At 64.7% G+C, this 24,238-nt stretch carries 17 protein-coding genes; 9 read left to right on the forward strand and 8 right to left on the reverse strand.

The features are described from left to right. The first annotated feature begins 5 nt into the window (after nt 1-5). On the forward strand, nt 6-1,022 hold the full coding sequence (locus LB571_RS08235) for a type II secretion system F family protein (RefSeq protein ID WP_015319327.1): 1,017 nt from the start codon (nt 6-8) through the stop codon (nt 1,020-1,022). Nucleotides 1,023-1,111: 89 nt separating this feature from the next. Here LB571_RS08235 and LB571_RS08240 read toward each other — a convergent pair whose 3' ends face one another. Beyond that, the gene (locus tag LB571_RS08240) at nt 1,112-1,942 is read right to left on the reverse strand and encodes a tetratricopeptide repeat protein (RefSeq protein ID WP_140615415.1); all 831 of its coding nucleotides are present in this window, start codon (nt 1,940-1,942) and stop codon (nt 1,112-1,114) included. Nucleotides 1,943-2,068: 126 nt separating this feature from the next. On the opposite strand from LB571_RS08240, the gene LB571_RS08245 reads away from it, so the two are divergent. From LB571_RS08245 to pdeM, 5 genes are all read left to right on the forward strand, one after another. Continuing rightward, a complete protein-coding gene (locus tag LB571_RS08245) occupies nt 2,069-3,433 on the forward strand; it encodes a leucyl aminopeptidase family protein (RefSeq protein WP_140660663.1) in 1,365 nt (454 codons plus the stop codon). Nucleotides 3,434-3,504: 71 nt separating this feature from the next. Then, entirely contained in the window at nt 3,505-3,855 is a 351-nt protein-coding gene (locus LB571_RS08250) for a MarR family winged helix-turn-helix transcriptional regulator (RefSeq protein ID WP_023773016.1), read from the forward strand. Nucleotides 3,856-3,884: 29 nt separating this feature from the next. Continuing rightward, nucleotides 3,885-4,745, forward strand: coding sequence for a C40 family peptidase (locus LB571_RS08255; RefSeq protein ID WP_224593598.1), 861 nt, complete (start codon nt 3,885-3,887; stop codon nt 4,743-4,745). Between the two features lie 68 nt (nt 4,746-4,813). Continuing rightward, nucleotides 4,814-7,348 (forward strand): ligase-associated DNA damage response DEXH box helicase, encoded by a 2,535-nt coding sequence (locus LB571_RS08260; protein WP_140660665.1) that lies wholly within the window; start codon nt 4,814-4,816, stop codon nt 7,346-7,348. Then, the gene (gene pdeM, locus LB571_RS08265; protein ID WP_224593599.1) at nt 7,345-8,061 is read left to right on the forward strand and encodes a ligase-associated DNA damage response endonuclease PdeM; all 717 of its coding nucleotides are present in this window, start codon (nt 7,345-7,347) and stop codon (nt 8,059-8,061) included. The genes LB571_RS08260 and pdeM overlap by 4 nt, the downstream gene beginning before the upstream one ends. A gap of 3 nt (nt 8,062-8,064) precedes the next feature. Here pdeM and LB571_RS08270 read toward each other — a convergent pair whose 3' ends face one another. From LB571_RS08270 to LB571_RS08280, 3 genes are read right to left on the reverse strand one after another with little or no spacing between them, the layout of a single operon-like run. After that, a complete protein-coding gene (locus tag LB571_RS08270) occupies nt 8,065-9,000 on the reverse strand; it encodes a dimethyl sulfoxide reductase anchor subunit family protein (protein ID WP_224593602.1) in 936 nt (311 codons plus the stop codon). 6 nt (nt 9,001-9,006) lie between these two features. Then, nucleotides 9,007-9,741 (reverse strand): 4Fe-4S dicluster domain-containing protein, encoded by a 735-nt coding sequence (locus LB571_RS08275; RefSeq protein WP_140821353.1) that lies wholly within the window; start codon nt 9,739-9,741, stop codon nt 9,007-9,009. After that, nucleotides 9,738-12,668: a molybdopterin oxidoreductase family protein gene (locus LB571_RS08280; RefSeq protein WP_224593621.1), complete on the reverse strand. Its 2,931-nt coding sequence runs from the start codon at nt 12,666-12,668 to the stop codon at nt 9,738-9,740. The genes LB571_RS08275 and LB571_RS08280 overlap by 4 nt, the downstream gene beginning before the upstream one ends. Before the next feature lie 278 nt (nt 12,669-12,946). Between LB571_RS08280 and LB571_RS08285 the strand changes: the two genes are divergently transcribed. Beyond that, nucleotides 12,947-13,843 (forward strand): LysR family transcriptional regulator, encoded by an 897-nt coding sequence (locus LB571_RS08285; protein WP_015319316.1) that lies wholly within the window; start codon nt 12,947-12,949, stop codon nt 13,841-13,843. A gap of 8 nt (nt 13,844-13,851) precedes the next feature. Here LB571_RS08285 and LB571_RS08290 read toward each other — a convergent pair whose 3' ends face one another. The 4 genes from LB571_RS08290 to LB571_RS08305 all read right to left on the reverse strand — a co-directional run bounded on the left by LB571_RS08290 (nt 13,852) and on the right by LB571_RS08305 (nt 21,247). Then, a complete protein-coding gene (locus LB571_RS08290; protein WP_224593625.1) occupies nt 13,852-15,108 on the reverse strand; it encodes an Hsp70 family protein in 1,257 nt (418 codons plus the stop codon). Nucleotides 15,109-15,278: 170 nt separating this feature from the next. Beyond that, nucleotides 15,279-16,067: a TIGR02186 family protein gene (locus LB571_RS08295; protein ID WP_015319314.1), complete on the reverse strand. Its 789-nt coding sequence runs from the start codon at nt 16,065-16,067 to the stop codon at nt 15,279-15,281. Then, complete coding sequence (locus tag LB571_RS08300; RefSeq protein ID WP_015319313.1) at nt 16,067-16,990, reverse strand: sulfite exporter TauE/SafE family protein; 924 nt, start codon at nt 16,988-16,990, stop codon at nt 16,067-16,069. Before LB571_RS08300 ends, LB571_RS08295 begins: the two co-directional genes overlap by 1 nt. 192 nt (nt 16,991-17,182) lie before the next feature. Beyond that, nucleotides 17,183-21,247, reverse strand: coding sequence for a peptidoglycan-binding protein (locus tag LB571_RS08305; RefSeq protein WP_224593630.1), 4,065 nt, complete (start codon nt 21,245-21,247; stop codon nt 17,183-17,185). 452 nt (nt 21,248-21,699) lie between these two features. Here LB571_RS08305 and LB571_RS08310 point away from each other — a divergent pair, with 452 nt between their 5' ends. Then, on the forward strand, nt 21,700-22,161 hold the full coding sequence (locus LB571_RS08310; RefSeq protein ID WP_224593882.1) for a MerR family transcriptional regulator: 462 nt from the start codon (nt 21,700-21,702) through the stop codon (nt 22,159-22,161). Nucleotides 22,162-22,425: 264 nt separating this feature from the next. Beyond that, nucleotides 22,426-24,216 (forward strand): acyl-CoA dehydrogenase, encoded by a 1,791-nt coding sequence (locus LB571_RS08315; RefSeq protein ID WP_140821344.1) that lies wholly within the window; start codon nt 22,426-22,428, stop codon nt 24,214-24,216. The last annotated feature ends 22 nt before the right edge of the window (nt 24,217-24,238 follow it).

Raw genomic sequence — 24,238 nt, forward strand, 5'->3', positions numbered from 1 at the left:
GTGGCATGACCGAACAAGTCATCAAATCACTGACGGATCCCAGCCTCCTGATTGCGATGCTGGTCGCTGTCGCCGTGTTCGCAACCGTTTTTACGCTGCTGCCGGCCCTTGGCGGAAACCAGCTCAAGGCGCGCATGAAGTCGGTCGCGCTGGAGCGTGACGAGCTTCGCGCCAAGCAGCGCGCGCGGCTTGCGAACGAGGCCGATCGCCGCCGCAAGGGCCTGCGCGAGCAGCAGTCGGTCGGTATGCGCAACATTGTCGACCGGCTCGATCTGCGCCGTGCGTTGGCCGACGAGTCCACCTTGCAAAAGCTGAAGGTCGCCGGCTTTCGCGGGCAAAATCCGCTAACGCGATTTCTGTTCTTCCGTCTGGTGCTTCCTTTTGTCGGTTTCGCGCTGGGTCTGTTCTATATTTTCGTGCTCGGAGGGTTGCCCGACAAGCCATTGGTGATCCGGCTTTTCGTCTGCATCCTCGTTGCCTATGGCGGCTTCTATGCGCCGGTCCTCTACGTCAACAACCGCGCGACCAAGCGCAAGCAGTCGATCCAGCTGGCGTGGCCGGATGCGCTCGACCTGATGCTGATCTGCGTGGAATCCGGCATGTCGGTGGAAGCCGGCCTGCGCAAGGTCGCCGACGAGATCGGCGCGCAATCGGTGGCCCTGGCGGAAGAATTCATCCTGACCAACGCCGAGCTCTCATACCTGCAGGAACGTAAGCAGGCTTACGAGAATCTTGCGAGCCGTACCGGCTTGGAATCGGTCAGGTCCGTGTCACAGGCGCTCGTCCAGGCCGAGCGCTACGGCACGCCAGTGGCGCTCGCACTGCGTGTGCTTGCCGCGGAAAGCCGCGACATGCGCATGAACGCGGCCGAGAAGAAGGCCGCCGCGCTGCCGCCCAAGCTCACCGTGCCGATGATCCTGTTCTTCCTGCCGGTGCTGTTCGCCATCATCCTGGGTCCTGCCGGCATCCAGGTCAGCCAGCGCGGCATCTTCGGCCAGTCGCAAAGCAACGGCACCCAGTAGGCGAATCCGCACAATCCAAAGCGAAAGAGCCGCGCGGAAAATGCCACGCGGCTCTTTCGTTTGGCGCGATCGGGCGCCGCGCGCGACGATCAGTTGGTGGCGGTTTTCGCCGTTTTCGCCTTGTCCTGATCCTTGAGCTGGCTCCAGGCGTTCTGCTGGGCCAGCATCTGCCGGAGATAGGCGACGTTGGCCTGTGCCTGTTCGGGGGAAAGTTCTTGCGAGGCGATCTTCTCGGCTTCGTCGAAGCGACCTTGCAGCCCGACAACGAGCGCCAGGTTCTGACGCACCCGGCTGTCGGCATTCGGCTGCTGGGCGGCAGAGCGCATATAGGTCTCGGCGGTGCGCAAATCCCCTTCCAGCACATAGGACATGCCGAGATTGGAAAGGATCGATGGCTCGTTCGGCTTGAGTTCAAGCGCCTTGCGGTAGAGTTGGCGCGCTTCGTTCTTCTGGCCGACCTGATCGAGGATGGCCGCCTCCGCCGACACCAGCCTCCAGTCGGGGTATTCCGGCGTTTGTGCGCGGCGCACGGCGTCGAGCGCTGCCTCGAGCTGGCCATTGGCGGCCAATGCCTTGCCATAGGCGGCGAGAACTTCGCGGTCCTTGGGGTAGGCGATCGCCAGCTTGCGCATCACGGCAAGCGACTGGTCGGCATCGCCGTCCATCTGCAGCGCCGCCGCGAAGTTGGTCGCTATCCGCTTGTCGTTGGGGTTCCTCGCGTAGGATTGGCCAAGTGCGGCCGTGGCGTTGTGCAATTCTCCCGCCGACATCGTTTCCAGCGGCTTGCCGCTGGTGCGTCCGATCGAGCCTGTGGTGAGTTTGTCGGTCGCGCAACCGGCAACGCCCGCCGCGAGCGCTAGCATGAATGCCGTGGTAATGAGCCGTTTTCCCCGGATGTCTATCGTGCGGTTGGTCGGCATCGGCACCTGGGCCTCCATTCATGCGTGGCCATTGCGTGACCATCTTCCCTCCAGCAGAAATATTCTGTTAACCCTAACGGAGGGTTAAGACGCGCCGACTCGCAAACTCGGCAGGAGAAACATCTGATGTCCGTTGAACTGGTCGAGAGCAAGCCGAAGAACCCGCTGCCAATCCATCTGGTCGCCAGGGATGGGCTGGAGGCAGCCGGTCTGTCGCCGTCTATTGTCGCATGGGCCAAGGCAAACGGCTTTTCCGGCGAGGCTGGCAGGACGCTGGTCCTGCCAGGCGAGAACGGAGCGCTTGGCGGCGCCATGTTCGGCCTCGGTGAGGGCGAGGGCGCGCTTGCCGTCGGTGCGCTGGCGAAAACCTTGCCGGAGGGCGATTGGCATTTTGCCTCCATGCCCGCGGAGCCGGAATTGGCGGCTCTTGCAATCGTGCTCGGCGGTTATGTCTTTGCCCGCTACGGCAAGAAACCGGGCAAGGCGCTGCGCTTCGAGCTGCCGGCCGGTGTCGATGCGCAGCGCGTTCGCCGCGTCGTCGATGGTGTTTTCCTGACGCGCGACCTGGTCAACACACCGACCAACGATATGGGACCGGACGATCTGGAGAAGGCGGTGCGGATCCTGGCTGGGGCTCACAAGGCCGAAGTCTCGGTCATCAAGGGCGACGACCTGCTCGCACAGAACTTCCCGATGATCCATGCCGTCGGCCGCGCTTCGTCCGATGCCCCGCGTCTGATCGACATGACCTGGGGGCGGCAGGGCGCGCCGAAGGTGACGCTGGTCGGCAAGGGCGTCTGCTTCGACACGGGCGGGCTCGACATCAAGCCGTCATCGGGCATGCTGTTGATGAAGAAGGACATGGGTGGCGCCGCCAATGTGCTGGGCCTGGCCTCGATGATCATGGCCGCCGGGCTCAATGTGCGGCTGCGCGTGCTGATCCCCGCGGTCGAGAATTCGATCGCCAGCAACGCTTTCCGCCCGGGAGACGTGCTGGCGAGCCGCAAGGGCATCACGGTCGAGATCGGCAACACGGACGCCGAGGGTAGGCTGGTGCTGGGGGACGCGCTGGCGCTGGCCGACGACGAGGAGCCGCAGCTTCTCATCGACATGGCGACGCTGACCGGCGCCGCCCGCGTCGCGCTTGGCCCCGACCTGCCGCCCTTCTACACCGATAACGAGGCGCTTGCCTCGGAGCTGGCGGCGGCGTCGCTGGCGGTCGAGGATCCGCTGTGGCGCATGCCGCTATGGCGGCCTTACGACGCGAAACTGTCGTCGAAGATAGCCGACATCAACAATGTCACATCAGATGGTTTCGCCGGTTCGATCACCGCGGCGCTGTTCCTCAAGCGCTTCGTCGAGAAGACGGCAAGCTGGGCGCATTTCGACATCTTCGCCTGGAACCCCGCCGATCGCCCGCATGGCCCGGCCGGCGGTGAGGCGCAGGGCATCCGGGCGCTGGAGCGGATCATCTCGACGCGCTATGGCTGATTGCCGCAAGCAGAGTCGGCGATTTCGAGAACTGAAACGGAACCGAAACAATTTGCCGTCATGCTGGCGCGATGTCGATTGCGATGCGCCCGAGCCAGGCCCTGCGACTGTGGCAGCAAGTGATGCTGTCGCAGGTGCGCGAGGACGCGCCTGATCTCACCATGCGCCAGACGGCGATCCTGTTCACCATCTACCTCGATCCGCCGCCGCACACCGTGCGCGGGCTCGCCGCCCGCCTCAACGTCACCAAGCCGGTTATCACGCGCGCGCTCGACACGATGGGCGCGCTGAAACTGGTGTCGCGCCATCGCGACGAGCTCGACAAGCGCAACGTCCTGATCAAGCGCACCGTCGAAGGCGCGCTCTTTGTCGAGCGCTTCGGAGATGGTATCATCGCCAAGGCCCACGAACTGCCGATGTAACCGATTTCCATTTGACCGGATTTGACGATTTGACTGCCAGGGACGCCCGCCTCCACGCCTTTCGCTCCGATCTTGCCGATGCGCGGCTGAAGGGCGAGGTGACGGCCGACCGTTTCGTCGCCGGCCGGCCTGCGCGGATTGCCGCCTCGGTGGCCGATCTGCGCAAGGGGCCGCGGCCCGACGCCGGCATCAACACGCAGTTCCTCTTCGGCGACGATGTCCTCGTCTTCGAGCAAACCGAAGGCTGGGCCTGGGTCCAGGGCGAACGCGATGGCTATGTCGGCTATGTCGCCGCTGCCATGCTGGGCGGGCGCGACCATGCGTCCACTCATATCGTTTCGGTGCCACGCACGTTTCTTTATCCCGGTCCGGACCTGCGCTTTCCGATTGCCGGGCAATTGTCCATGGGATCGACCGTAACCGTTACGGGTGCCGCTGAAACACGGGGCACGCATTATGCGTTGCTGCCCTCCGGTAAAGCCGTGATCGCTGGCCATCTGCAGCCAATCGGCGAAGTGGCCGGCGACTATGTGTCTGTGGCCGAGACATTTCTCGGCACGCCCTATCTATGGGGCGGTGTTTCCGGCTTCGGCATCGACTGCTCCGGCCTGGTGCAACTGGCCATGCGCATGGCGGGCAGGAATGTGCTGCGCGATTCCGACATGCAGGCCGCCTCGATCGGCGAGCCGCTCGATGCGGGCCCTGATTTTTCGGGGCTGCGACGTGGTGACCTGGTGTTCTGGAAAGGGCATGTCGCCATCATGACCGACGCCGAAACCATGATCCACGCCAACGGCCACACCATGCTTGTGTCGCGCGAAGGGCTGAAGGAAGCAATCGCCCGCATCGGCTATCTCTATGGCGGGCCTACAGGGTTCCGGCGCCCGTAACGCTTTTTCGATCCCCTTTTGTTCCGAACCTGCTTGGCGATTGACTGTCGCCGCGCTACCTCTGGCGCGTGACAGTTGAGCCCCGCCTCGCCGACCAGAATGCCGCAGTCGTCTTGCCCGAGCCATTCCTAAAATGGTTCGGCGAGAAAGGCTGGTCGCCGCGCGCTCATCAGATCGAGCTCCTGGCAAAGGCCCAGGCGGGGCAATCGGTGCTGCTGATCGCACCGACCGGCGCTGGCAAGACGCTGGCCGGCTTCCTGCCGTCGCTGACCGAACTGGCCGTCAGGCCAAGGCGAAAACCAGGCCAGGCGCGGCGCGGGATTCACACGCTGTACATCTCGCCGCTTAAGGCACTGGCCGTCGACATCGAGCGCAATCTCGGGAAGCCGGTCGAGGAGATCGGCCTGCCCGTCACCATCGAAACGCGCACCGGCGACACCCCCGCCCACAAGCGCCAGCGCCAGAAGCTGGTGCCGCCGGACATTCTTTTGACGACGCCCGAGCAGCTTGCGCTGCTGATCGCGGCTTCCGACGCCAGGCGTTTCTTCGAGGATCTGCGCTATGTCGTGCTCGACGAATTGCATTCGCTGGTGACGTCGAAACGCGGCCATCTTTTGGCGCTCGGCCTCGCGCGGTTGCGCAGCTTTGTCCCAAGCCTGCAGACGATCGGCCTGTCGGCGACGGTGGCCGAGCCGGACGAATTGCGGCGCTGGCTGGTCAGCCAGAACCCACCGGGTGACATGGCGGAATTGATCACTGTGACGGGTGGTGCCAAGCCCGAAATCTCGATCCTCGATTCCGAGGAGCGCGTGCCGTGGGCAGGGCACTCGGCGCGCTACGCCACGCCGGAAATCTACCGCGAGATCAAGCGCCACAAGACGACCTTGCTTTTCGTCAACACACGCAGCCAGGCGGAGCTGCTGTTCCAGGAGTTGTGGCGCGTCAACGAGGACACCTTGCCGATCGCCTTGCATCATGGCTCGCTCGACGTCGCCCAGCGCCGGCGCGTCGAGAAGGCAATGGGCGAGAACGCGCTACGCGCCATCGTCGCCACGTCGACGCTCGATCTCGGCATCGACTGGGGCGATGTCGATCTGGTCGTGCATGTCGGTGCTCCGAAGGGCGCCAGCCGGTTGGCACAGCGCATCGGCCGTGCCAATCACCGCATGGATGAGCCGTCCAAGGCGATTTTGATCCCCGCCAACCGTTTCGAGGTGCTGGAGTGCCGGGCCGCACTCGACGCCAATTATCTCGGCGCGCAGGATACGCCGCCACTGGTCAATGGCGGGCTCGACGTGCTGGCCCAGCATGTGCTCGGCTGCGCCTGCGGCGCACCGTTCCGCGCCGATGACCTATACGAGGAGGTACGAACGGCGGCACCCTATGCCGGCCTCGATCGGCCGACCTTCGACCGTGTCATCGATTTCGTAGCCACCGGTGGCTATGCACTGAAGAACTATGAGCGCTATGCCCGCATCCGCCTTAACAAGGACGGGCTGTGGCGCGTCTCCAATCTGCGCGTCGCCCAGCAATATAGGCTCAATGTCGGCACCATCATCGAGGTGCCCGCCCTCAACGTGCGTTACGTCAAGGCCGGCAGCAAAGGGGCGGCGTCGCACGGTGGCCGCGTGCTCGGCAAGATCGAGGAGGCCTTCCTCGAAACGTTGACGCATGGCGATACTTTCATGTTCGCCGGCAAGGTGCTGCGTTTCGAGGGCATCCGCGAGAATGAGTGCTTCGTGTCGAACGCGCCCGGCAGCGACGCCAAGGTGCCATATTATGGCGGCGGCAAGTTCCCGCTCTCGACCTACCTCGCAGAGCAGGTCCGCATCATGCTGGACGATCCGCAGCGCTGGAAGAAGCTGCCGGAGCAGGTGGCCGACTGGCTGCGGTTCCAGTCGGACAAATCCATGCTGCCCAAGCGCGACGATTTGCTGATCGAAACCTTTCCGCGTGGCAATCGCCATTATCTGGTCGCCTATCCCTTTGAGGGCAGGCTGGCGCACCAGACGCTTGGCATGTTGCTCACCCGTCGCCTCGACAGGGCGGGCGTCAGGCCGCTCGGCTTTGTCGCCACTGATTATGCCTTGGCCATATGGTCGCTGGGCGACATGGGCGCGATGTTCAAAGCCAGGAAACCTTCACTGAGCGCGCTGTTCGACCAGGACATGCTGGGCGACGATCTCGAAGCCTGGCTGGCCGACAGCTGGCTTCTCAAGCGCACTTTCCGCAATTGCGCGCTGATCTCGGGCCTGATCGAAAAACGCCACCCCGGCCAGGAGAAGAGCGGCCGGCAGGTCACCGTGTCGACCGACCTGATCTACGATGTGCTGCGCAGCCATGAGCCGGACCACATCCTGCTTCAGGCGACGCGTGCCGATGCGGCGACCGGCCTGCTCGATGTCAGCAGACTTGCGGACATGCTCTCGCGCATCCAGGGTCGAATCATGCATAAGGCGCTCGAACAGATATCGCCGCTTGCCGTGCCGATCATGCTCGAGATCGGCAAGATGCCGGTGAACGGCGAGGCCGATGAAACTCTGCTTATGGATGCGGCGACACTGGTCGAAGAGGCGATGGGGCCCGGGATGGTCGATGAATGAATTTTTCGCTGGCGCGCGCATCGCTGATCGCCGAGGCCGATCTCGTCGGCATCGCGGACGAGCGCGCGGTCTGCGATCCGCGCGGCGTGCTGTATTTCCCCGATCTCAAGCTGCTGACAGTTTCGGACCTGCATCTGGAGAAGGGGTCGTCCCTGGCAAGGCGCGGCACGCTCATCCCGCCCTATGATACTGGCGCGACCCTGCTCAGGCTGCAGGCGGTCATATCGGACTACCAGCCGTCGATCGTCATCAGCCTGGGTGACTCCTTCCACGACGGCGGCGGCGCCGCGCGCATGCATTCGAGCTTTCGCGAACGGCTGGAAGCGCAGATGGCAGGCCGTGACTGGTTCTGGGTCGCCGGCAATCACGACCCCGAAGCGCCGGCGGATCTGCCTGGCGAGACCGTGCGGGAACTGGCCATAGGCTCGCTGCTATTCCGGCATGAGCCATCGAAGGTGAGGGTAGAGGGGGAAATATCGGGCCACCTCCATCCCTGCGCCCGCATCGTGCAACAAGGCCGCTCGGTGCGCAGGCGCTGCTTTGCCGGCGATGGCGGCCGCATGATCATGCCGGCCTTCGGCGCCTATACCGGTTCGCTCAACGTGCTCGACCGCGCCTATGCCGGGCTGTTTCGCCTGGAGTCGCTGATGGCTTACATGCTTGGCACCGAGCGCATCTTCGCCATCTCGCACTCGATGCTGCGGCCAGGCTGAGATCTATCGCCCATAGTAGAGCATGACCGTGTGCTTCGCTTCGGCGAAGAACAGCCAGCGTTCGACCAGCATGCCGGCGAACTGGGCGATCGCGGCCAGCGCCGATAGCGCCGCCGCGAGCGGCCACGGCAAGGCGAAGGCGGCAAGCAGCAACAGGATCGGCAAACCGAAAGCCAGCGCCTGCGTGATCCGGCGCAGCTTGGCGCTGTGCTTGCGCGCGATGCGAAAACCCATTTCCTTGAGCAGGTAGTTCTCCTCGGTATGCGGCCATTCCAAGGATTGCACCATGCCGCCGGAGAGCCCGGTCGCGGTGTTGGCATTGGTCGGGATCTCAAGCTGGTCGTTGTAGCGCCACGTCGCCAGCTTCCAGCCCCAGCCGAGCAAAATGAGCAGCGCGGAAGCCGCCAGAAGCATTTTCGAGCCGAGAGAAAATGCTTGCAGCACAGCGTTCAGAAGCACGCTGCCGCTCATCGCCGAGTAGATGAGATAGCCGGGCAAGGTGTAGGGGCTGTGCCAGTGGGCGATGGGTTTCAGCGAGGCATAGATCATGCCTGTCATGCAGACCGTGGCTATGGCGCCAACGGCGGCCAGGACGCCGGCGGCCGCCACCCAGCCATCGAGGCGGCTAAGGAAGACCCAGCCTACGCCGAACACGCCTGCGGGAATGAAGGTGGCGACCGAGGCAACGCCTTCGCGCGACAGCCATGAACTGCGCCATTGCGAGAACGCCCGCCAGGCACGTTCGGGCCTGCCGAGATGGCCGGTCGATGACAACAGGCCGGCGGCGATCAGGCCGAGCGCCAGCCCCATGCCGACGAAGCCCGGCCAGAAATCGGGCGCGACGAAGCCGAGCGGGCCGAGCACGCCGAGCAGCGCGAGCAGCCCATAGCCGGCACCCGTGGCGGTGGTGAAGAAGACGACGGAAAAAGCCGGATGCATGGATGGTCAGCTCGAAAGCATGCGGTCGACCCAGCCAAGGAAACCGCCCTCGGCCCGTAGCGGCTCCAGCGCGGGAGCGGTCACCGATGCGGCGCGTTGCGTGTGAGCGCGCGGCGGCAGGTATTTGTTGGTCGGGCGATAGCCGAGTTCGGACATCAGGTCGACACCGCCGCGCTCCGCCACCAGTTGCGAAACGGGGGATTGGGGATCGCCGAGGTCGCCGAAATGCCGGGCGCTGGTCGGGCAGGCGGCGACGCAGGCCGGCACGCGGTCCCCCTCGGCCAGGTTGTCGTTATAGATGCGGTCGACGCAGAGCGTGCATTTCTTCATCACCCCGACATCGCCATCGAATTCGCGCGCGCCGTAAGGGCAGGCCCAGCTGCACAATTTGCAGCCGATGCACTTGTCCTCGTCGATCAGCACGATGCCGTCCGACGCGCGCTTGTAGGAGGCGCCGGTCGGGCAGACGGTGACGCAGGCCGGCGTCTCGCAATGCAGGCAGGAGCGCGGGAAGTTGACCGTGCGCCCACCCATCTCGGTGATGTGCTCGTAACTGTGCACGCGGTTGAACCAGACCCCGTCGACATGGCCGCCATAGGGGTCGATGTCGGTCAGCGGCGCCATGTGGCCGCCGGTGTTCCATTCCTTGCAGGCGGTAACGCAGGCCTGGCAGCCGACACAGGTGTCGAGGTCGATGACGAGGCCGAGCTTCTTGCCGCCTGGACTTGGAAGACAGGTCATTCGGTTGCCTCTCTTGCCTGCCGAAACCCGGCGCCGAAAGTGAGCTTGTCGGGCGAGGGTTCGAAATGCGGCGGCTGTTGAAAACGCTCGAATTGCGGTTCGGTGAAGCCGGCCTCCTCCGCCGCGCATTTGACGATGCGCACGCGCAGATCGAACCACGCCGCCTGTCCCGTGACCGGATCGGAATTCGAATAACGCTTGCCCTGCGCGTCGGCCAAGGTCTGGTCTCCGATGATGTGGTTGAGCAGGAAGCCGCGATTGCTTTCGGCGGCATCGTCCTTCAGCCCCCAGCTGCCGCGTCGCTTGCCGATCGCGTTCCAGGTCCACACCGTGCTTTCGTTCACGCCGTCGACCAGCTTGATCTGCCCTTTCACCTTGCCGTTGATGCTTTCGATCCAGACCCAGTCGTCGTCGCCAAGGCCGAGCCCGGCGGCGGTTCGCTGATGCACAAACAGCCGGTTTTGGCTGGTGATCTGCCTGAGCCACGCGTTTTGCGAACCCCAGGAATGGTACATGTGCATCGGCCGCTGCGTCAGCGCGTGCAGCGGGTATTCTTCCTGGTCGACGGACGCTTCCTCGAACGGCATGTACCAGAACGGCAGCGGGTCCATGTAGGTCTCGACGCGCCTGCGTTCGCTTGCAGGCGGCACCACCCGGCCATGACCACGCGCGGCCAGCCGAAAACGCTGCATCGGTTCGGAATAGAGCTGGAAGACGATCGGCTCGGCCTTGGGGATGAAGCCCAGTTGCACCGCGAAGTCGAGATAGGAGCGGTTGGCCATCTTGTAGTAGCGCTGGTCCTCGGTGAAATCGTGGTGCCAGAACCCGCCATTGTCGATGTAGCGTTGCAACTGGTTGGGATTGACGTCGCCCTTGCCGATCGAGTTTTCGTCCTTGCCGCGCCAGCCTGCGAGCGGGCCGATGCCGGGCGTGCGTTCATGATTGACGATGTAGTCGGCATAGTCGCGGTACTTCGGCGAGCTTTCGTCATCGACGAAGCCGGGCAGGCCAAGCCGCGCGCCGAGGTCGATCAGCACCGACTGGAAGGGCCTGACGTCGCGGTCGGGCTCGACGACCGGATGGCGAATGGCGTCGCCCGGCCCGTCGGCATGGCTGATCGGCCGGTCGAGCAGGCTGATGCAGTCATGACGCTCGAGATAGGTGGTGTCGGGCAGGACCAGGTCCGCGAACGGCACGGTCTCGGAGTAGTAGGCATCGGAATAGATGATGAAAGGGATCTTGTAATTGCCCGCTTCGTCATGGTCGGTGAGCATGGCCATGGTCTCGACGGTGTTCATCGAGGAATTCCAGGCCATGTTCGACATGTACATCATCAGCGTGTCGATCGGGTAGGGATCGCCGGCCCAGGCGTTGCGGATGACTGTGTGCATCAGCCCATGCGCCGCAAGCGGCGAATCCCAGGAATAGGCCTTGTCGATGCGCAGCGGCGTGCCCGCTTCGTCGACCAGCAGATCGTCGGGTCCACAGACGAAACCGAGCGGCATGCCGTCGAGCGGCGTCATCGGCCTGACGTCCTTGCCGCAGGGCTTCGGGCCGGGCGGCGCCGATCTGGGATAGGGCGGCTTGAAGCGGAAGCCGCCCGGCACGTCCACCGTGCCCAGCAGAACCTGCAGCAGGTGGATGGCGCGACAGGTGTGAAAGCCGTTGGAATGGGCCGAGATGCCGCGCATGGCATGCATCGAAACCGGCCGTCCCGTGATCGTCTCGTGCCGGCGTCCGGCCCAGTCGGTCCATGCGACCGGCAGTTCGATCGCCTGCTCGAAGGCGACATGGGCCAGTTCGGCGGCGATCCGGCGGATCGTTCCGGCGGAGATGCCGCAACGCTCCGCGACCGCATCGGGCGAATAGCTGACGTCCATGTAGCGGTCTGCAATCAGCTGGAACACGGGAAGGCACCTGCGCCCGTCGACTGTGAAGCTGCCGGTCAGTGCCGGTTTGGCATTTGAATCGACTGCGTTGACGGAGGTCGTCGCCACTCTGTCCCATGCCAGCGGATTGTCGTCGCTGTCGCGCATGAACAGCCCGTCATCGGCCGCGCCCGGCTCCTGGATAACCAGGACATGCGCGTTGGTGTAGCGGAGCAGATAATCGAGATCGACGCGGCCGGCTTTCAAGAGTTCGTGGATCAGCGCGAACACGAACAGGCCGTCCGTGCCGGGCCGGATGCCGATCCAGTCGTCGGCGATCGCATTGTAGCCGGTCCGGCATGGATTGATCGACACCACCTTGGCGCCGCGCGCCTTGAGCTTGCCCAGTCCGATCTTGATCGGATTGGAATCATGGTCCTCGGCAACGCCGAACAGCATGAAGTATTTCGTGTTGTCCCAATCGGGCTCGCCGAACTCCCAGAACGAGCCGCCGATCGTGTAGAGCCCGCCCGCCGCCATGTTCACCGAACAGAAGCCGCCATGAGCGGCGAAGTTCGGCGTGCCGAACTGGCTCGCCCACCACCCTGTAAGAGATTGTGATTGGTCACGGCCCGTGAAGAAAGCGAGTTTCTTAGGATCGGTCCGGCGGATATTCGACAGCCGCTCGGTGGCGATCGAGAAGGCCTCCTCCCACTCGATCTCGCGGAACTCACCCGAGCCGCGCGGCCCGGTGCGCAGCAATGGCTTCTTCAGCCTGGCCGGGCTGTAGTGCTGCATGATGCCGGAGCTGCCCTTGCCGCAGATCACGCCGCGATTGACCGGATGATCCTTGTTGCCGTTGATGTAGCGGACCTTGCCGTCCTTGATGTGCACGTCGATGCCGCAGCGGCAGGCGCACATGTAGCAGGTCGTCTTGGCGATGCTGTCGGAAACATCAGGCGAGGTGTCGACACCGTCGCCTTCATCGGGCGCCCGCGTGTCGGCAAGCGGGCGTTGCGAGGGGGCTGAATTGGCGCCGCGCGGCGGTCCTTGCATCATGATCCCGTGGTGCTCGCGCGGTCAGCGGATTTGGCTCGCGTCTTCGGCCCGGGGCCGCGCATATAATGTTCTTCGGGATGGTAGCGGTCGCCGGCCAGCCGTCGCCTTATACCGCGGCTCCAATGCGCAAGCAGGGATCTGAACCGCCCGATCATTTTGCTGTTTGCGACCTGCAGGCTAATTTTTTCTAAATTCCGCAGGAAAAGTAGAATAAAGCTATCGATCCGTCTAATCAGTTGTTCTTGTAAATTCGATCGATATTGGTTCTTAATACAGGCATGACCCTGGACCAGTTGCGCATTTTCGTCGCCGTCGCAGAGCGCGGCCACATGACAAAGGCGGCGGAGCTCCTGGGCATTTCCCAGTCGGCCGCGTCGGCGGCCATTCGCGCTCTGGAAGAGCAGCATGGCGTCCATCTGTTCAACCGCGTCGGCCGCAACATCGAGCTGGCCCAGACCGGCCATCGGTTCCTGCCGGAGGCCAAGGCCGTGCTGGAGCGGGCCGCAGCCGCGCGCAATGTCCTGGAACATGTTTCGCAGACGGTCGCCGGCAGCCTCTCCATCGCCGCCAGCCTGACCATCGCCAGCTATTGGCTGCCGCGCCGGCTGGCCTCTTTCCACGAGGCCTATCCGGCCGTCAGGCTGAGCGTCACCATCGGCAACACAAGGCAGGTCGAGGCCAGCGTGCTGGATGGAACCGCCGATCTCGGCCTGGTCGAAGGGCGCACCGAGTCCGACTTGTTGCGCCGCGTCAAGGTCGATACCGACCGGTTGATGCTGGTCGTTGCCAGCTCCCATCCAGAGATCGCCGAAACCGCGCCGGGCCGCCCCGACATCACCGGCCTGCGCTGGATAATCCGCGAGGGCGGCTCCGGCACGCGCGAGGTGCTGGAGGATCTGGCGCGCCGCGAGGGGATTTCGCTTGCCGACCTCAGGATATTCCTGGTGCTGCCCAGCAACGAGGCGGTTCGCCAAGCTGTCGAGGCGGGTGCCGGCGCGACCATCATTTCGGAGCTGGTCGTCGGGCGCGCGGTCGCCGAGGGGAGCCTGAGAGCCGTGCCGATCGAATTGCCGAAGCGCGACTTCGCCATGATTACCCATCGCGACCGTCAGGCAAGCCTGGCCCAGATGGCGCTGAAGGCGCATCTGGCCGCGGAGGCGAACGGGACTACGTAGGGGTAGGTTCAGCCGAACTTCCGCTGCGCATCGAGCGCCAGGCCGAGTCCGACCGATCCGAACATATCGCCTTCTATGACGGAAGCCCGCGGCACCAGCGACAGGATTTCCCGCCTTGCCAGCGGGATCGCCGTCGATCCGCCGGTCAGGAACACCGCGGTGATGTCGGAGGGCTTGACCCCGGCGTCGCGGATGGTCTGCGCCACCGTTTCGGTAACCCGCTCGATGTCCCGAGCGATCGTGGCCTCCAGCCCGTCGCGCGTGATCCCGGCGGCGAACGCCGCGCCCGGCAGCTTCACCGCCACCTCCGCCGATGACATGTCGGTCAGCTCTATCTTGGCTTTCTCGACCAGCGCCGCCAGCGCGTGCCCGTAGCGGTGCTCGACGACATGGATGAAGCGGTCGACCAGGTCGGCGCGCGCGGCCTCGTAGCGGATCTGGCGCAGATGCGTCATCGCCTTGGCGGTGTAGACCAGATTGATGCGCTGCCATGTGGCGAGATCGATGAAGTAGCTGGCCGGCAGATTGCGCTTGCCGTCCTTGGTCGCGGAGAGGTAGCCGAGCTGTGGCATGACATGGGCGATGCTCAGCAGCCGGTCGAAATCAGTGCCGCCGATATGGATGCCGCGGCTGGCCAGGATGTCGTCCTTGCGATCGGTCGATCGCGCGCGCTCCGGCGAGACCCGCACGATGGAGAAGTCAGACGTGCCGCCGCCCATGTCGATGATCAGCGCCAGTTCCTCGCGTGTCACCTTCTGCTCGTAATCGAGCGCCGCCGCGATCGGCTCGAACTGGAAAGCGATATGCTTGAAGCCTTGGGCACGGGCAGCCTTCTCGAGTTCGCCTTGCGCCTCCGCGTCGGCTTGCGCGTCGTCATCGACGAACTGCACCGGGCGGCCGAGCACCACGCTCTCCACCACGCCGCCGGCGTCCTCTTCCAGCCGCGTCCTCAGATGACCGATGAACAGGCCGATAATGTCGATGAAGCCGATCTGGCGTGCCTTGATCCGCGTCTTCTCGTGGGCGAGCGAACTGCCGAGCACGCTCTTCAACGAGCGCATCAGGCGGCCTTCGATGCTGTCGGTATAGTCCCCGATAGCGCGGCGGCCAAAATAGGTATGGCCATCCTCGAAATTGAAGAACACGGCACTTGGCAAAGTGGGCTGCCCGCCCTCCAGCGGGACCAGCCCCGCCTTGCCGTTCCGGATGACGCCTACCGTGGAATTAGACGTGCCGAAGTCGATGCCGCCGAATGCCTGATGCATCGCAGCCTCCTGTCATTGTTCGTGGCGGCAAAACAGCGGCGACGCGTCGCGCTGTCATCGGGATGGCGGGACCGCTCCTGGCGAACGGTATGTGCTTGTTTGCCCCTGGGTTGGGAGGCGGCGGTTTATCGCATGGCGGCGAAAAGGGGAACCCCTCTTTTCCCGCGGCATCAATCCTTGCGGAACACCAGCCGGCCGAGCCAGCCAGTCACCATGGCCAACGATACGGCGAACACGCCGTAGAGGAACGAATAGTCGTGGGCGACGCGGAAGATCGATTGTTCGAAGCCCGATTTGCGGATTTCGAGCTGCGCCGAACTCTCCTTGACGAATAGGCCGCTCTTGAACAGGAATGCGCGCGCCTTGTGCGTGCCGACCGAGACATCAGGCGCCAGCCTGACGGTAGCGCGAAACAGGTTCTGCGACAGGAATTGCACGCCGCCGACATTCTCGCTGTAGAGGCCGGCGGCGGCCTTGCGTTCGCGCAACGCGGCCGTGAATTCCTCGATCGTCGCCGGGCTGTCACCGGCTTCGGCGGGCTGCATGTAGAGGTTGGAGGCGCCGAGCGACAGCTGCTTGTAGCTGTTGGGTTCGGTGATGTCCTGCAGCGGCCGCGTCGTCGCGACCGAATAGGACACCGGCACGTTCTCGAAGGTCTCGGAATCCAAATTGACCCAGACGCCCAGCACCCGGTCCTTGCGGCGCACGACCACCGGTTTCGGCGGCCCTTCGAGCACGACGATGACGTCGTAACGGCCCTGGCGTGCGACCAGCGGGTCGGGATTTTCCAGCGAACCGAAGATGGTCAGGTCGGCCCCGGAAAAACCGGCGGTGATCGACACCGCGTCGGTGGAAAGGCCGATCTGGATGCCTTCCGTCAGCGGCGTCTGCGCCTTCGCCGGCGCGGCGGCGGTCAGGGACAGGAGAGCGACGGCTGCGAGCGCTTTCAGGCCATTCATCAGTTGAGGCCCAGGCCGGACAGCGAATAAAGGTTGGGCGGCGTGACGAACAGATCGGTGGCAAGCCGGATCGCCACCGCCAGCACCAGCAGCGCCAGCAGCGCCCTCAATTGCTCGCCGCGCAGCCGCTGGCCGGCCTTGGCGCCATATTGCGCCCCGGCCACGCCGCCGGCCATCAACAGGAAGGCCAGCATCACATCGACGGTCTGGTTTGTGGTGGCGTGGACCAGCGTCGTATAGGCGGAGGTGAAGATGATCTGGAACAGCGAGGTGCCGATGACGACATTGGTCGGCACTTTCAAGAGATAGATCAGCGCCGGCACCATGATGAAGCCGCCGCCGACACCCATGATCGACGACAGGAAGCCGATGCCGGCGCCAAGCCCGAGCACCGGAATGACGCTGACGAACAGCTTCGACGCGCGGAAGCGCATCTTCAGCGGCAGGCGGTGGATCCAGTTGTGCTGGCCGGATTTCTTCAGCACCGGCGCCGCGCCGCTGCGCGTGGCGCGCAGGGCGTTGATGCTCTCGACCAGCATCAGCCCGCCGACGGTGCCGAGCAGCACGACGTAGAGCAGCGAGATGAACAGGTCGAGCTGGCCGAGCCTGCGCAGGAAGCCGAACACATAGATGCCGCCGGTTGAGCCGACGACGCCGCCGGCCAGAAGCACGCTGCCGAGCTTGAAGTCGAGCGTCCCTCGCTTCATGTGCGACAACACGCCGGAGACGGAAGAAGCAATGACCTGGTTGGCGCCGGTGGCGACCGCGATCGCCGGCGGGATGTTGTAGAAGATCAAGAGCGGCGTGATTAGGAAGCCGCCGCCCACCCCGAACATGCCCGACAGGAAGCCCACCGCGGCGCCCATGGCCAGCAGCACGAAGACGTTGACGGAAATTTCCGCGATCGGGAGATAGATGCCCACCCGTCTGTCTCGATCAGTTTGCCTGTCGGCGAATAAAGCCGCTGCGGGCACTATCGCATCGAAAAGCCAATTTTCTCTTGCGCCGACGCGGCAGCGGGACCAAACCCCGTCACCGCGCCGAAACAAAAAACAACTCAATCAGTTAACAGGCAAATGTAAGGCAAGGGCGTCGTGGAAACGACGCTTCTGCCGTTATTTGCGCGCCAGCAATGCCTTGACCAGCTTCTCGTCGACCGCGCCCGTCGCTGGCAGCTTGTTGTCGGTCTGGAAAGCGATGATCGCGTTCTTGGTCTTCCCGCCCATCACGCCGTCGGCGCCGCCGGCGTCATAGCCGTTCTTGTTGAGGATGAGCTGGATGTTCTTGACCGCCTTCTTCATGTCGATGCCGGCCGTCGTCTGCGGCGTGCCTTCCTGCCAGGATTCGGGAATGTCCACCGAATTGGCCGCCGCGTTGAGCGGCTTGGCCTTCCACAATTCGGTCGCCGCGCGCGCCCGCTCGAGCTGCTCGGGCCGCAGCGCGTTGGCGATCTCGTCGCGCTTGGCCGCGGCATCCTTGTCGCCGGTCTTGGCGACGAGCGCGAACCATTTGTAGGATTCCTCCAGGTTCTGCTTCATGCCGACGCCCTTGGCGGCGAGGATGCCAAGATTGAACTGGCTGTCCTTGACGCCGAGGTCGGCGGCCGCCTGGAACCAATGCGCGGCCGATTCATTGTCGGTTGCGCCGTCGGCGGCCATGGCGAACAGCACCGCCAGATTGTGCATGGCGCTGGCGTTGCCCTGCGCGGCGGCGAGCTGGTACCAGGTCTTCGACTTCTTGATGTCGCGCGCGACGCCGATGCCCTTCTCGTAGAAATTGCCGATGCGGTATTCAGCCGGCGCGAAGCCGAGTTCCGCCGATTTCTCGTACCATTTGGCGGCAGCCGGCATGTCTTCCTTGACGCCGCGCGACTCGGCGTAGCGCGAGCCGACCTCGAACAGCGCCTTGGCGTCGCCACCGGCGGCGGCGTCACGCAAGGCGACCGGGCCGGCATCGGCCGGAATGTCGAACTTGATCGCGGCTGTCGCCGCCGGCTTGTCCATGGGCGCAACGGCGCCAGTCGTGTCGTTGGTCGTCGCCTCGGTCGCCACTGGCGCGGCAGGGGCCGCTTGGAGATCGGCATCCGTCGCCTGCGTAGCGCCGGCGGCTGCTGCCGGATCCGTCATGGCCGGGGCAGCGGTCATCGGAGCAACCGGCGCGGCCGAAGCCATCGCGTCGGGGGCGCTCGGGCCGGAAGCCATGGCCGACGTGACCGGCGAAGCGGGGTCGGCCGTGGGCGCTGTGTCCGGCATCGCGTCCGTATCAGACGGCATGGCCACGACGGTCCGCGCCGCCATATCGTCCTTGCTGGCGGGCGCGGATTGTTCGGCCTGCCTGGCCGGACGGGCCGGCGCGCTGTTCATCGTCGTCGGCTGAACTTCGGTCTTCGGCTGGCTGGCGGTATCGAGAGATGCCGTCCGAACCGGCTGCGGGGCGACGATCGGGGATGCGTCGTTGCTTGCCACCTGGGCGGGATCCGAAAGGAACGCCTTGCCGAGCTGCAGGCCGGCAAGCGCCAGCATGATCGCTGCCGCCGCCATCAGGATCGGCTTGCGCCGCGCCTTGAGCAGGTCGCCTATCCTGAGCGCCTTGACCGGGCCTTTCATCGTCGACTGGCGCTTCAGGGCGTCGGCCTCGGCCGCGGCCGCCTGCGCCGCGCGCCGGGCGGCGGCGATGAAATCCGATTTCGCCGCGTCGCTGTCGCCGAGCTTTGCCGGTTGTCCGCGCTCGTCGCGCACGCGCTTCATGATGGCATTGAGGTCAGGCGCGCCGGAGCCCGGCTCCAGCGGGCGGTTGGCGACCTTCGGGTCGAGCGGCTCGTCGAGATCGACACTCGGGATGTCGGCGCTCGGCGCCGAGCCGGCCAGCGGCGGAACATCCGCCGCTTTCTTGCCCTTGAAGGCCCGCGCCAGACCGCCGAACATCGACTTGCGGCCTGCCGGCTGGTCCTTTCCGGCGGTGGTGTCGGAACCGAGTGCGGCCATCGCGGCGGCGGCGGCGGCTTCCGCCGGCGAGCGCGTGCCCGGCCGGGGAGACAAGCCCGTTCCAACGTGCAGTGCGGGCTCGCCGGGCTCGGTGCGCACTATGGCCGCGGCACGCGCGTCCAGATCGGCCATGTCGCCAGTCAGCGGCAGCTCGTCCATGGTCATGGATGGTGCGTTCACGGCCATCTTGGGCCGCTGCAAGCCACGCCAGCCACTGGGTTCGATCGAGGCCGCGTCCAGGAGCTCGCTTACCGCCTCGGACGGGTCGCTGGTTTCCAGCGAGCCCAGCCTGTCGACGATCTTGAGCAGTGTGTCGTGAATGGCCTCGAAGGTCCGCGAATTGCGCTCGTCGGAACGCCGCGTCAGCGTCTCCAGGGTCTTCAGATCCTGGGCGAGGCCGGATACCGCGGCCGTATTGGTGCTCGTTCCGGCCAGCGAGCGCACCGCGTTCTCGGCCGCCTCACGTGCCGCGCCGAGGATGGAATCGCGGGTCCCGGCCAGCGCTTTTTCGATTTCGTCGAGGCGTGGGCTGATGTCCTCGAAGTCCGGCAGCGGCGTGCTGGGCTTGGAAAGATGCGCCGACAGGCCGGCGACCTGCGCCTCCAGGCTGCGGATCAGCGCCGGATCGATGCCGGCCACCTGGGCCGCCGAAGCGTCCAGCCGGCTTGAAATATCTTCGAGCCGGCTTTCCAGGCCCCGGATCGCCGCCTCGCCGGCGGGATCGGGAGCGCGTGTCTCCATGCGCTTGGCCAGTGCGGTGAAGCGAGCGTCGATGGCGTCCATGATGCCGGCACTGTCGACCTGCGGCATGCTGCGCTGGTCCAGCCGGTCGGCAACCTCGTCCAGCCGGCGCTCGAGATCGCGAAACAGCATGTTGCCCTGCTCGATGGCGTCGCCCTGGCGCCGCTCCATCATGCCCGACAGCACGTCGAAGCGCTGCTCCAGCCCGTGGAAGATGTAGTCGGCGTCGGGCATGGCCGGCGCCTGATCGATCTTGTCGGCGATCAGCGCGATCTGCTTGGCGAGCCGTTCCATCGCCTGCTCGGGCAGGTTGGCGCGGCCGGCGAGGTCGTCGACCCGGCTCGACAGCGTGTTCAGCCGGTCGATCACGACATTCGCGGGACGGTCCTGCGCCACTTCCTCGATCTGCTGGGCGAGCGAGTCGATCCGCTTCTCGATGCGCTCGAAGGCTTCGTGGTCGACTGAATTCGCCTGTGCGGCGACTGTCGAGGCGACGATGGCGCGGGAAATCTCGTCCAGCCGCTCGTCGATCATGGCCAGCGTGCCGCCGCCGCGATTGTCCTGCTGGCTGGCGAAATGGTCGACCGCCCCGGCCAGCGTGCGGACCTTCTCCTCCAGCGAACGCAGGGACAGCGATTCCGGCAGGTTGTTGACGGCGTTGCTGATTTGCTCCAGCCGGTCGGTCAAGGCGGCAAGGGCGGGGTCGTCGGAGCGTTTGCGCTGGTCGGCGTCGACGCGGTCCTCGAAGGCCGTCCAGCGGCGGTCGAACTCGTCCCAGCGGCGGTCGACCTTCTGCACGCTCTCCTCGCGCGCCAGCGTGTCGAGCGCGGCTTTGACCTGTTCGAGTTCCAGTCGCAGCAGGTTGACGCTCCTGTCGTCGCTCTTCTCCGACAGCGATTTAATGGCGCCGGAGAGCCGCTCGAATTCCACGCCGAGTTCAGCGCTGCCCTTGCCCGAGGTCCCGGACTTGGCGTTCGACTGGAAGGCGCGGTCGATGTCCTTGCGCAGCGCGTCGAATTCGCGCTGCAGCCCTGAAGTCACCTGGTGGCGCAGTTCCTCGCGCATGCCGCGCAGTTCGCCGGCGATCTTGCCGACCATGGCGACGCTGTCTTCCTGGCCGCGCACGCGGTCGATGTCTCGCGCGATCGCCTGATAATTCTGGTCGAAGGGTGCAGGGGAGGGCGCCGGGTTGTGCGCACGCGGTGCCGGCTGCGGATCCTCATACCAGCGCTGCTGGGCCGTCGGCTGCGCAGCGGGATAGCGCGGGTCGGAGGCGGGGTAACGCGGTTCGGCGCCATATTGGCGAGGAGCGGGTCGTGCCGTCGCGTCCGCGCGCGTCTGCCCCAGGCGCTGTTCCAGCGTCTCCAGGGAGCGGTTCAGCTGCTCGAGCGTGGTCTGCGGCTTGCGCTGCCTGCCAGCATTGAGTGTATCGAGGTAGGACCGCTTGCTGTTCATCGGTGCGTCCGTCTTTCAGATTGGCCGGCTTGCGGCCAGCTCCCCAAGTCCCTGCCGGAACGAGGCGACCGCGCTTCGATGCCACGGTGGAAGACAAGCTTCCCGGGTTTCCCCGCGCTCCGAAAAACCGTGAAAATTCGATACAGGATAACCACGGGTAGCCGACACGCGCACATTTCGCCCAACGTGGTAAACAACGCGTTAACCAAGCTTAAGAAGTTGCAAGGAAGTTGGCTGACGTGACTTCCGGTGCGGCATAAAGCACCGTTCTCAGAACGCCCTTGCGTCATGAGGCGGCTACCGGTATAGAATTGACGTAAACGTAAATGGCGTATCAACTGCGCTGTTTGCGATTTGTTTGTCGAAACCACGGCCGGAAGCACGCCCCCGCTTCCAGTCAGGCGACGCATGGTCCGGGACCGCGACGCCACCAGACGGGGAAGCCAGTGACCATGAAGCTTATCTCGGCCGGCGAGACCGCGGCCAATACCAATAATGCAACCGTTGAAGCCGGCGAGGATCTCTCCCGCATCGGCGAGATGGCCAAGAAGTACGGCGTGACGCTGCGCACGCTGCGTTTCTATGAAGACAAGGGCCTGCTCAACCCCCAGCGCGACGGTTCGACCCGTCTCTATACGCGCCGCGACAAGGCGAGGCTGAAGCTGATCCTGCTCGGCCGCAAGGTTGGGTTCTCGCTGCGCGACGTCAAGCAGATGATGGATCTCTACGATCCGACCGGTTTCAACACCAAGCAGTTGCGGCTGGCGCTGGATAAGTCGGAAAAGCAGCTCGCTCGCCTGCAGAAGCAGCGGGCGCTGATCGACGACGCCATCAATGAACTCGGCGGCTCGATGTCGGCGGTGCGTCAGATGCTGGCCGAGCGTTCGGCGCCGCAAGCGAGCGTCGCGAGCTAAGCCGCCCTCCGATACTGTCGGACCCTTCACCACAAAGCCGCGTGGCCATGCCGCGCGGCTTTTCGCTGTCTGGCCTGCCTGCTTCGCGCTGGCTTGCGCATTGCCGTGACGCTTGGCCGATTGCGCCCGTGGTGGCGGAAATCTTGCCGCAGCGCAATATTGACGTTTACGCAAACGTCAATATTTGCTATTGCGGCTTCGACATTGGCCCGCTTGCCGCGCACGGCTTGATTTCGGGGTCAATCCGCATGGTGGAGGAAAAGCATGCCGATCTACAGGGCCCCGGTCCAGGACACGCTGTTCGTGCTCAACGAGGTGCTCGGCTATCAGCGCTATTCGAACCTTCCGGGATTCGCCGACGCAACGCCTGACGTGCTGGAGGCAATTCTCGCCGAAGGGGCCAAGCTCGCCGAGAACGTCATGCATCCGCTCAACCGTGTCGGCGACATGGAGGGTTGCGTGCGCCATGACGACGGCTCGGTGACCACGCCCAGGGGCTTCAAGGAAGCCTTCGACCAGTATCGCGAAGGCGGCTGGATGGGCCTGGCGGCGCCCGTCGAGTTCGGCGGCCAGGGCCTGCCCTATGCCGTGCACACGGCGGTGGCTGAATACATGGTGTCGGCCAACATGTCGCTGATGATGTATCCGGGCCTGACCCAGGGCGCGATCGCCGCCATCATCACCCACGGCACCGACGAGCAGAAGGCGACCTGGCTGCCCAGGATGGTCGAGGGCAGCTGGACCGGCACCATGAACCTGACCGAGCCGCATTGCGGCACCGATCTTGGCCTGCTGCGCACCAAGGCGGTGCCGAACGGCGATGGCACCTACAAGATTTCAGGCCAGAAAATCTTCATCTCGGCCGGCGAGCACGACATGTCGGACAACATCGTCCATCTGGTGCTGGCCCGCATCGAAGGCGCGCCGGAGGGCGTCAAGGGCATTTCGCTGTTCATCGTGCCCAAGCTGAAGCTCGACGCATCGGGCAATCCGGGGACGAGAAACACCGTCTCCTGCGGCTCGATCGAGGAGAAGATGGGCATCCACGGCAACTCGACCTGCGTCATGAATTATGACGAGGCCGAAGGCACGCTGCTGGGCGAGGCCAATGGCGGCCTGAAGGCGATGTTCACGATGATGAACGAGGCCCGCCTCGGCGTCGGCCTGCAGGGCCTGTCGCTGTCGGAGATCGCTTACCAGAATGCCGCCGCCTATGCCAAGGACCGGTTGCAGGGCCGCTCGCTGTCGGGTCCGAAGGCGCCGGACAAGAAGGCGGACCCGATCATCGTCCATCCCGACATCCGCCGCTCGTTGATGACCATGAAGGCTTTCAACGAGGCCGGCCGCGCGCTGGCGCTGTGGACCGCGATCAAGTCCGATATCGCGCACCGCTCCGTCGACGACAAGGATCGCCAGGCGGCCGACGATTACACCGGCCTGATGACGCCGGTGGTCAAGGGCGTGCTGACCGACAAGGGTTTTGATCACGCCGTCATGGCGCAGCAGGTGTTCGGCGGTCACGGCTACATCGAAGAACATGGCATGAGCCAGTTCGTGCGCGATGCCCGCATCGCCATGATCTATGAAGGTGCCAACGGCATTCAGGCGCTCGACCTCGTCGGCCGCAAGCTCGGCTTGAACGGCGGCCGAGCCATCCAGGCCTTCTTCAAGGAGGTCGGCGAGTTCTGCGAGGAAAACCGCGCGGACGAAAAGATGGCGCCGTTCACCAAGGGTTTGAAGAAGGGCCTCAACGATTTGCAGGCGGCGACCATGTGGCTGCTGCAGAACGGCATGGCCAAGCCCGATAATGCCGGTGCTGCCTCGACCGACTACATGCATCTCTTCGGCCTCGTCGCGCTGGGCTACATGTGGGCGCAGATGGCCAAGGCGGCACAGGGCAAGACTGATGCCAACGGCTCCCAGTCTTTCTACGACAACAAGGTCGTGACCGCGCGCTTCTTCATGGAGCGGATCATGCCGGAGACCTCGGCGCACCTCGCCCGTATTTCGAGTGGTGCCGATACGCTGATGGCCCTGCCGGCGGAAGCGTTCTAAACTCCGTCTCGCTAGCCTTTCT

The sequence above is a fragment of the Mesorhizobium sp. BR1-1-4 genome (assembly GCF_020165375.1).
Lineage (GTDB): Bacteria > Pseudomonadota > Alphaproteobacteria > Rhizobiales > Rhizobiaceae > Mesorhizobium > Mesorhizobium australicum.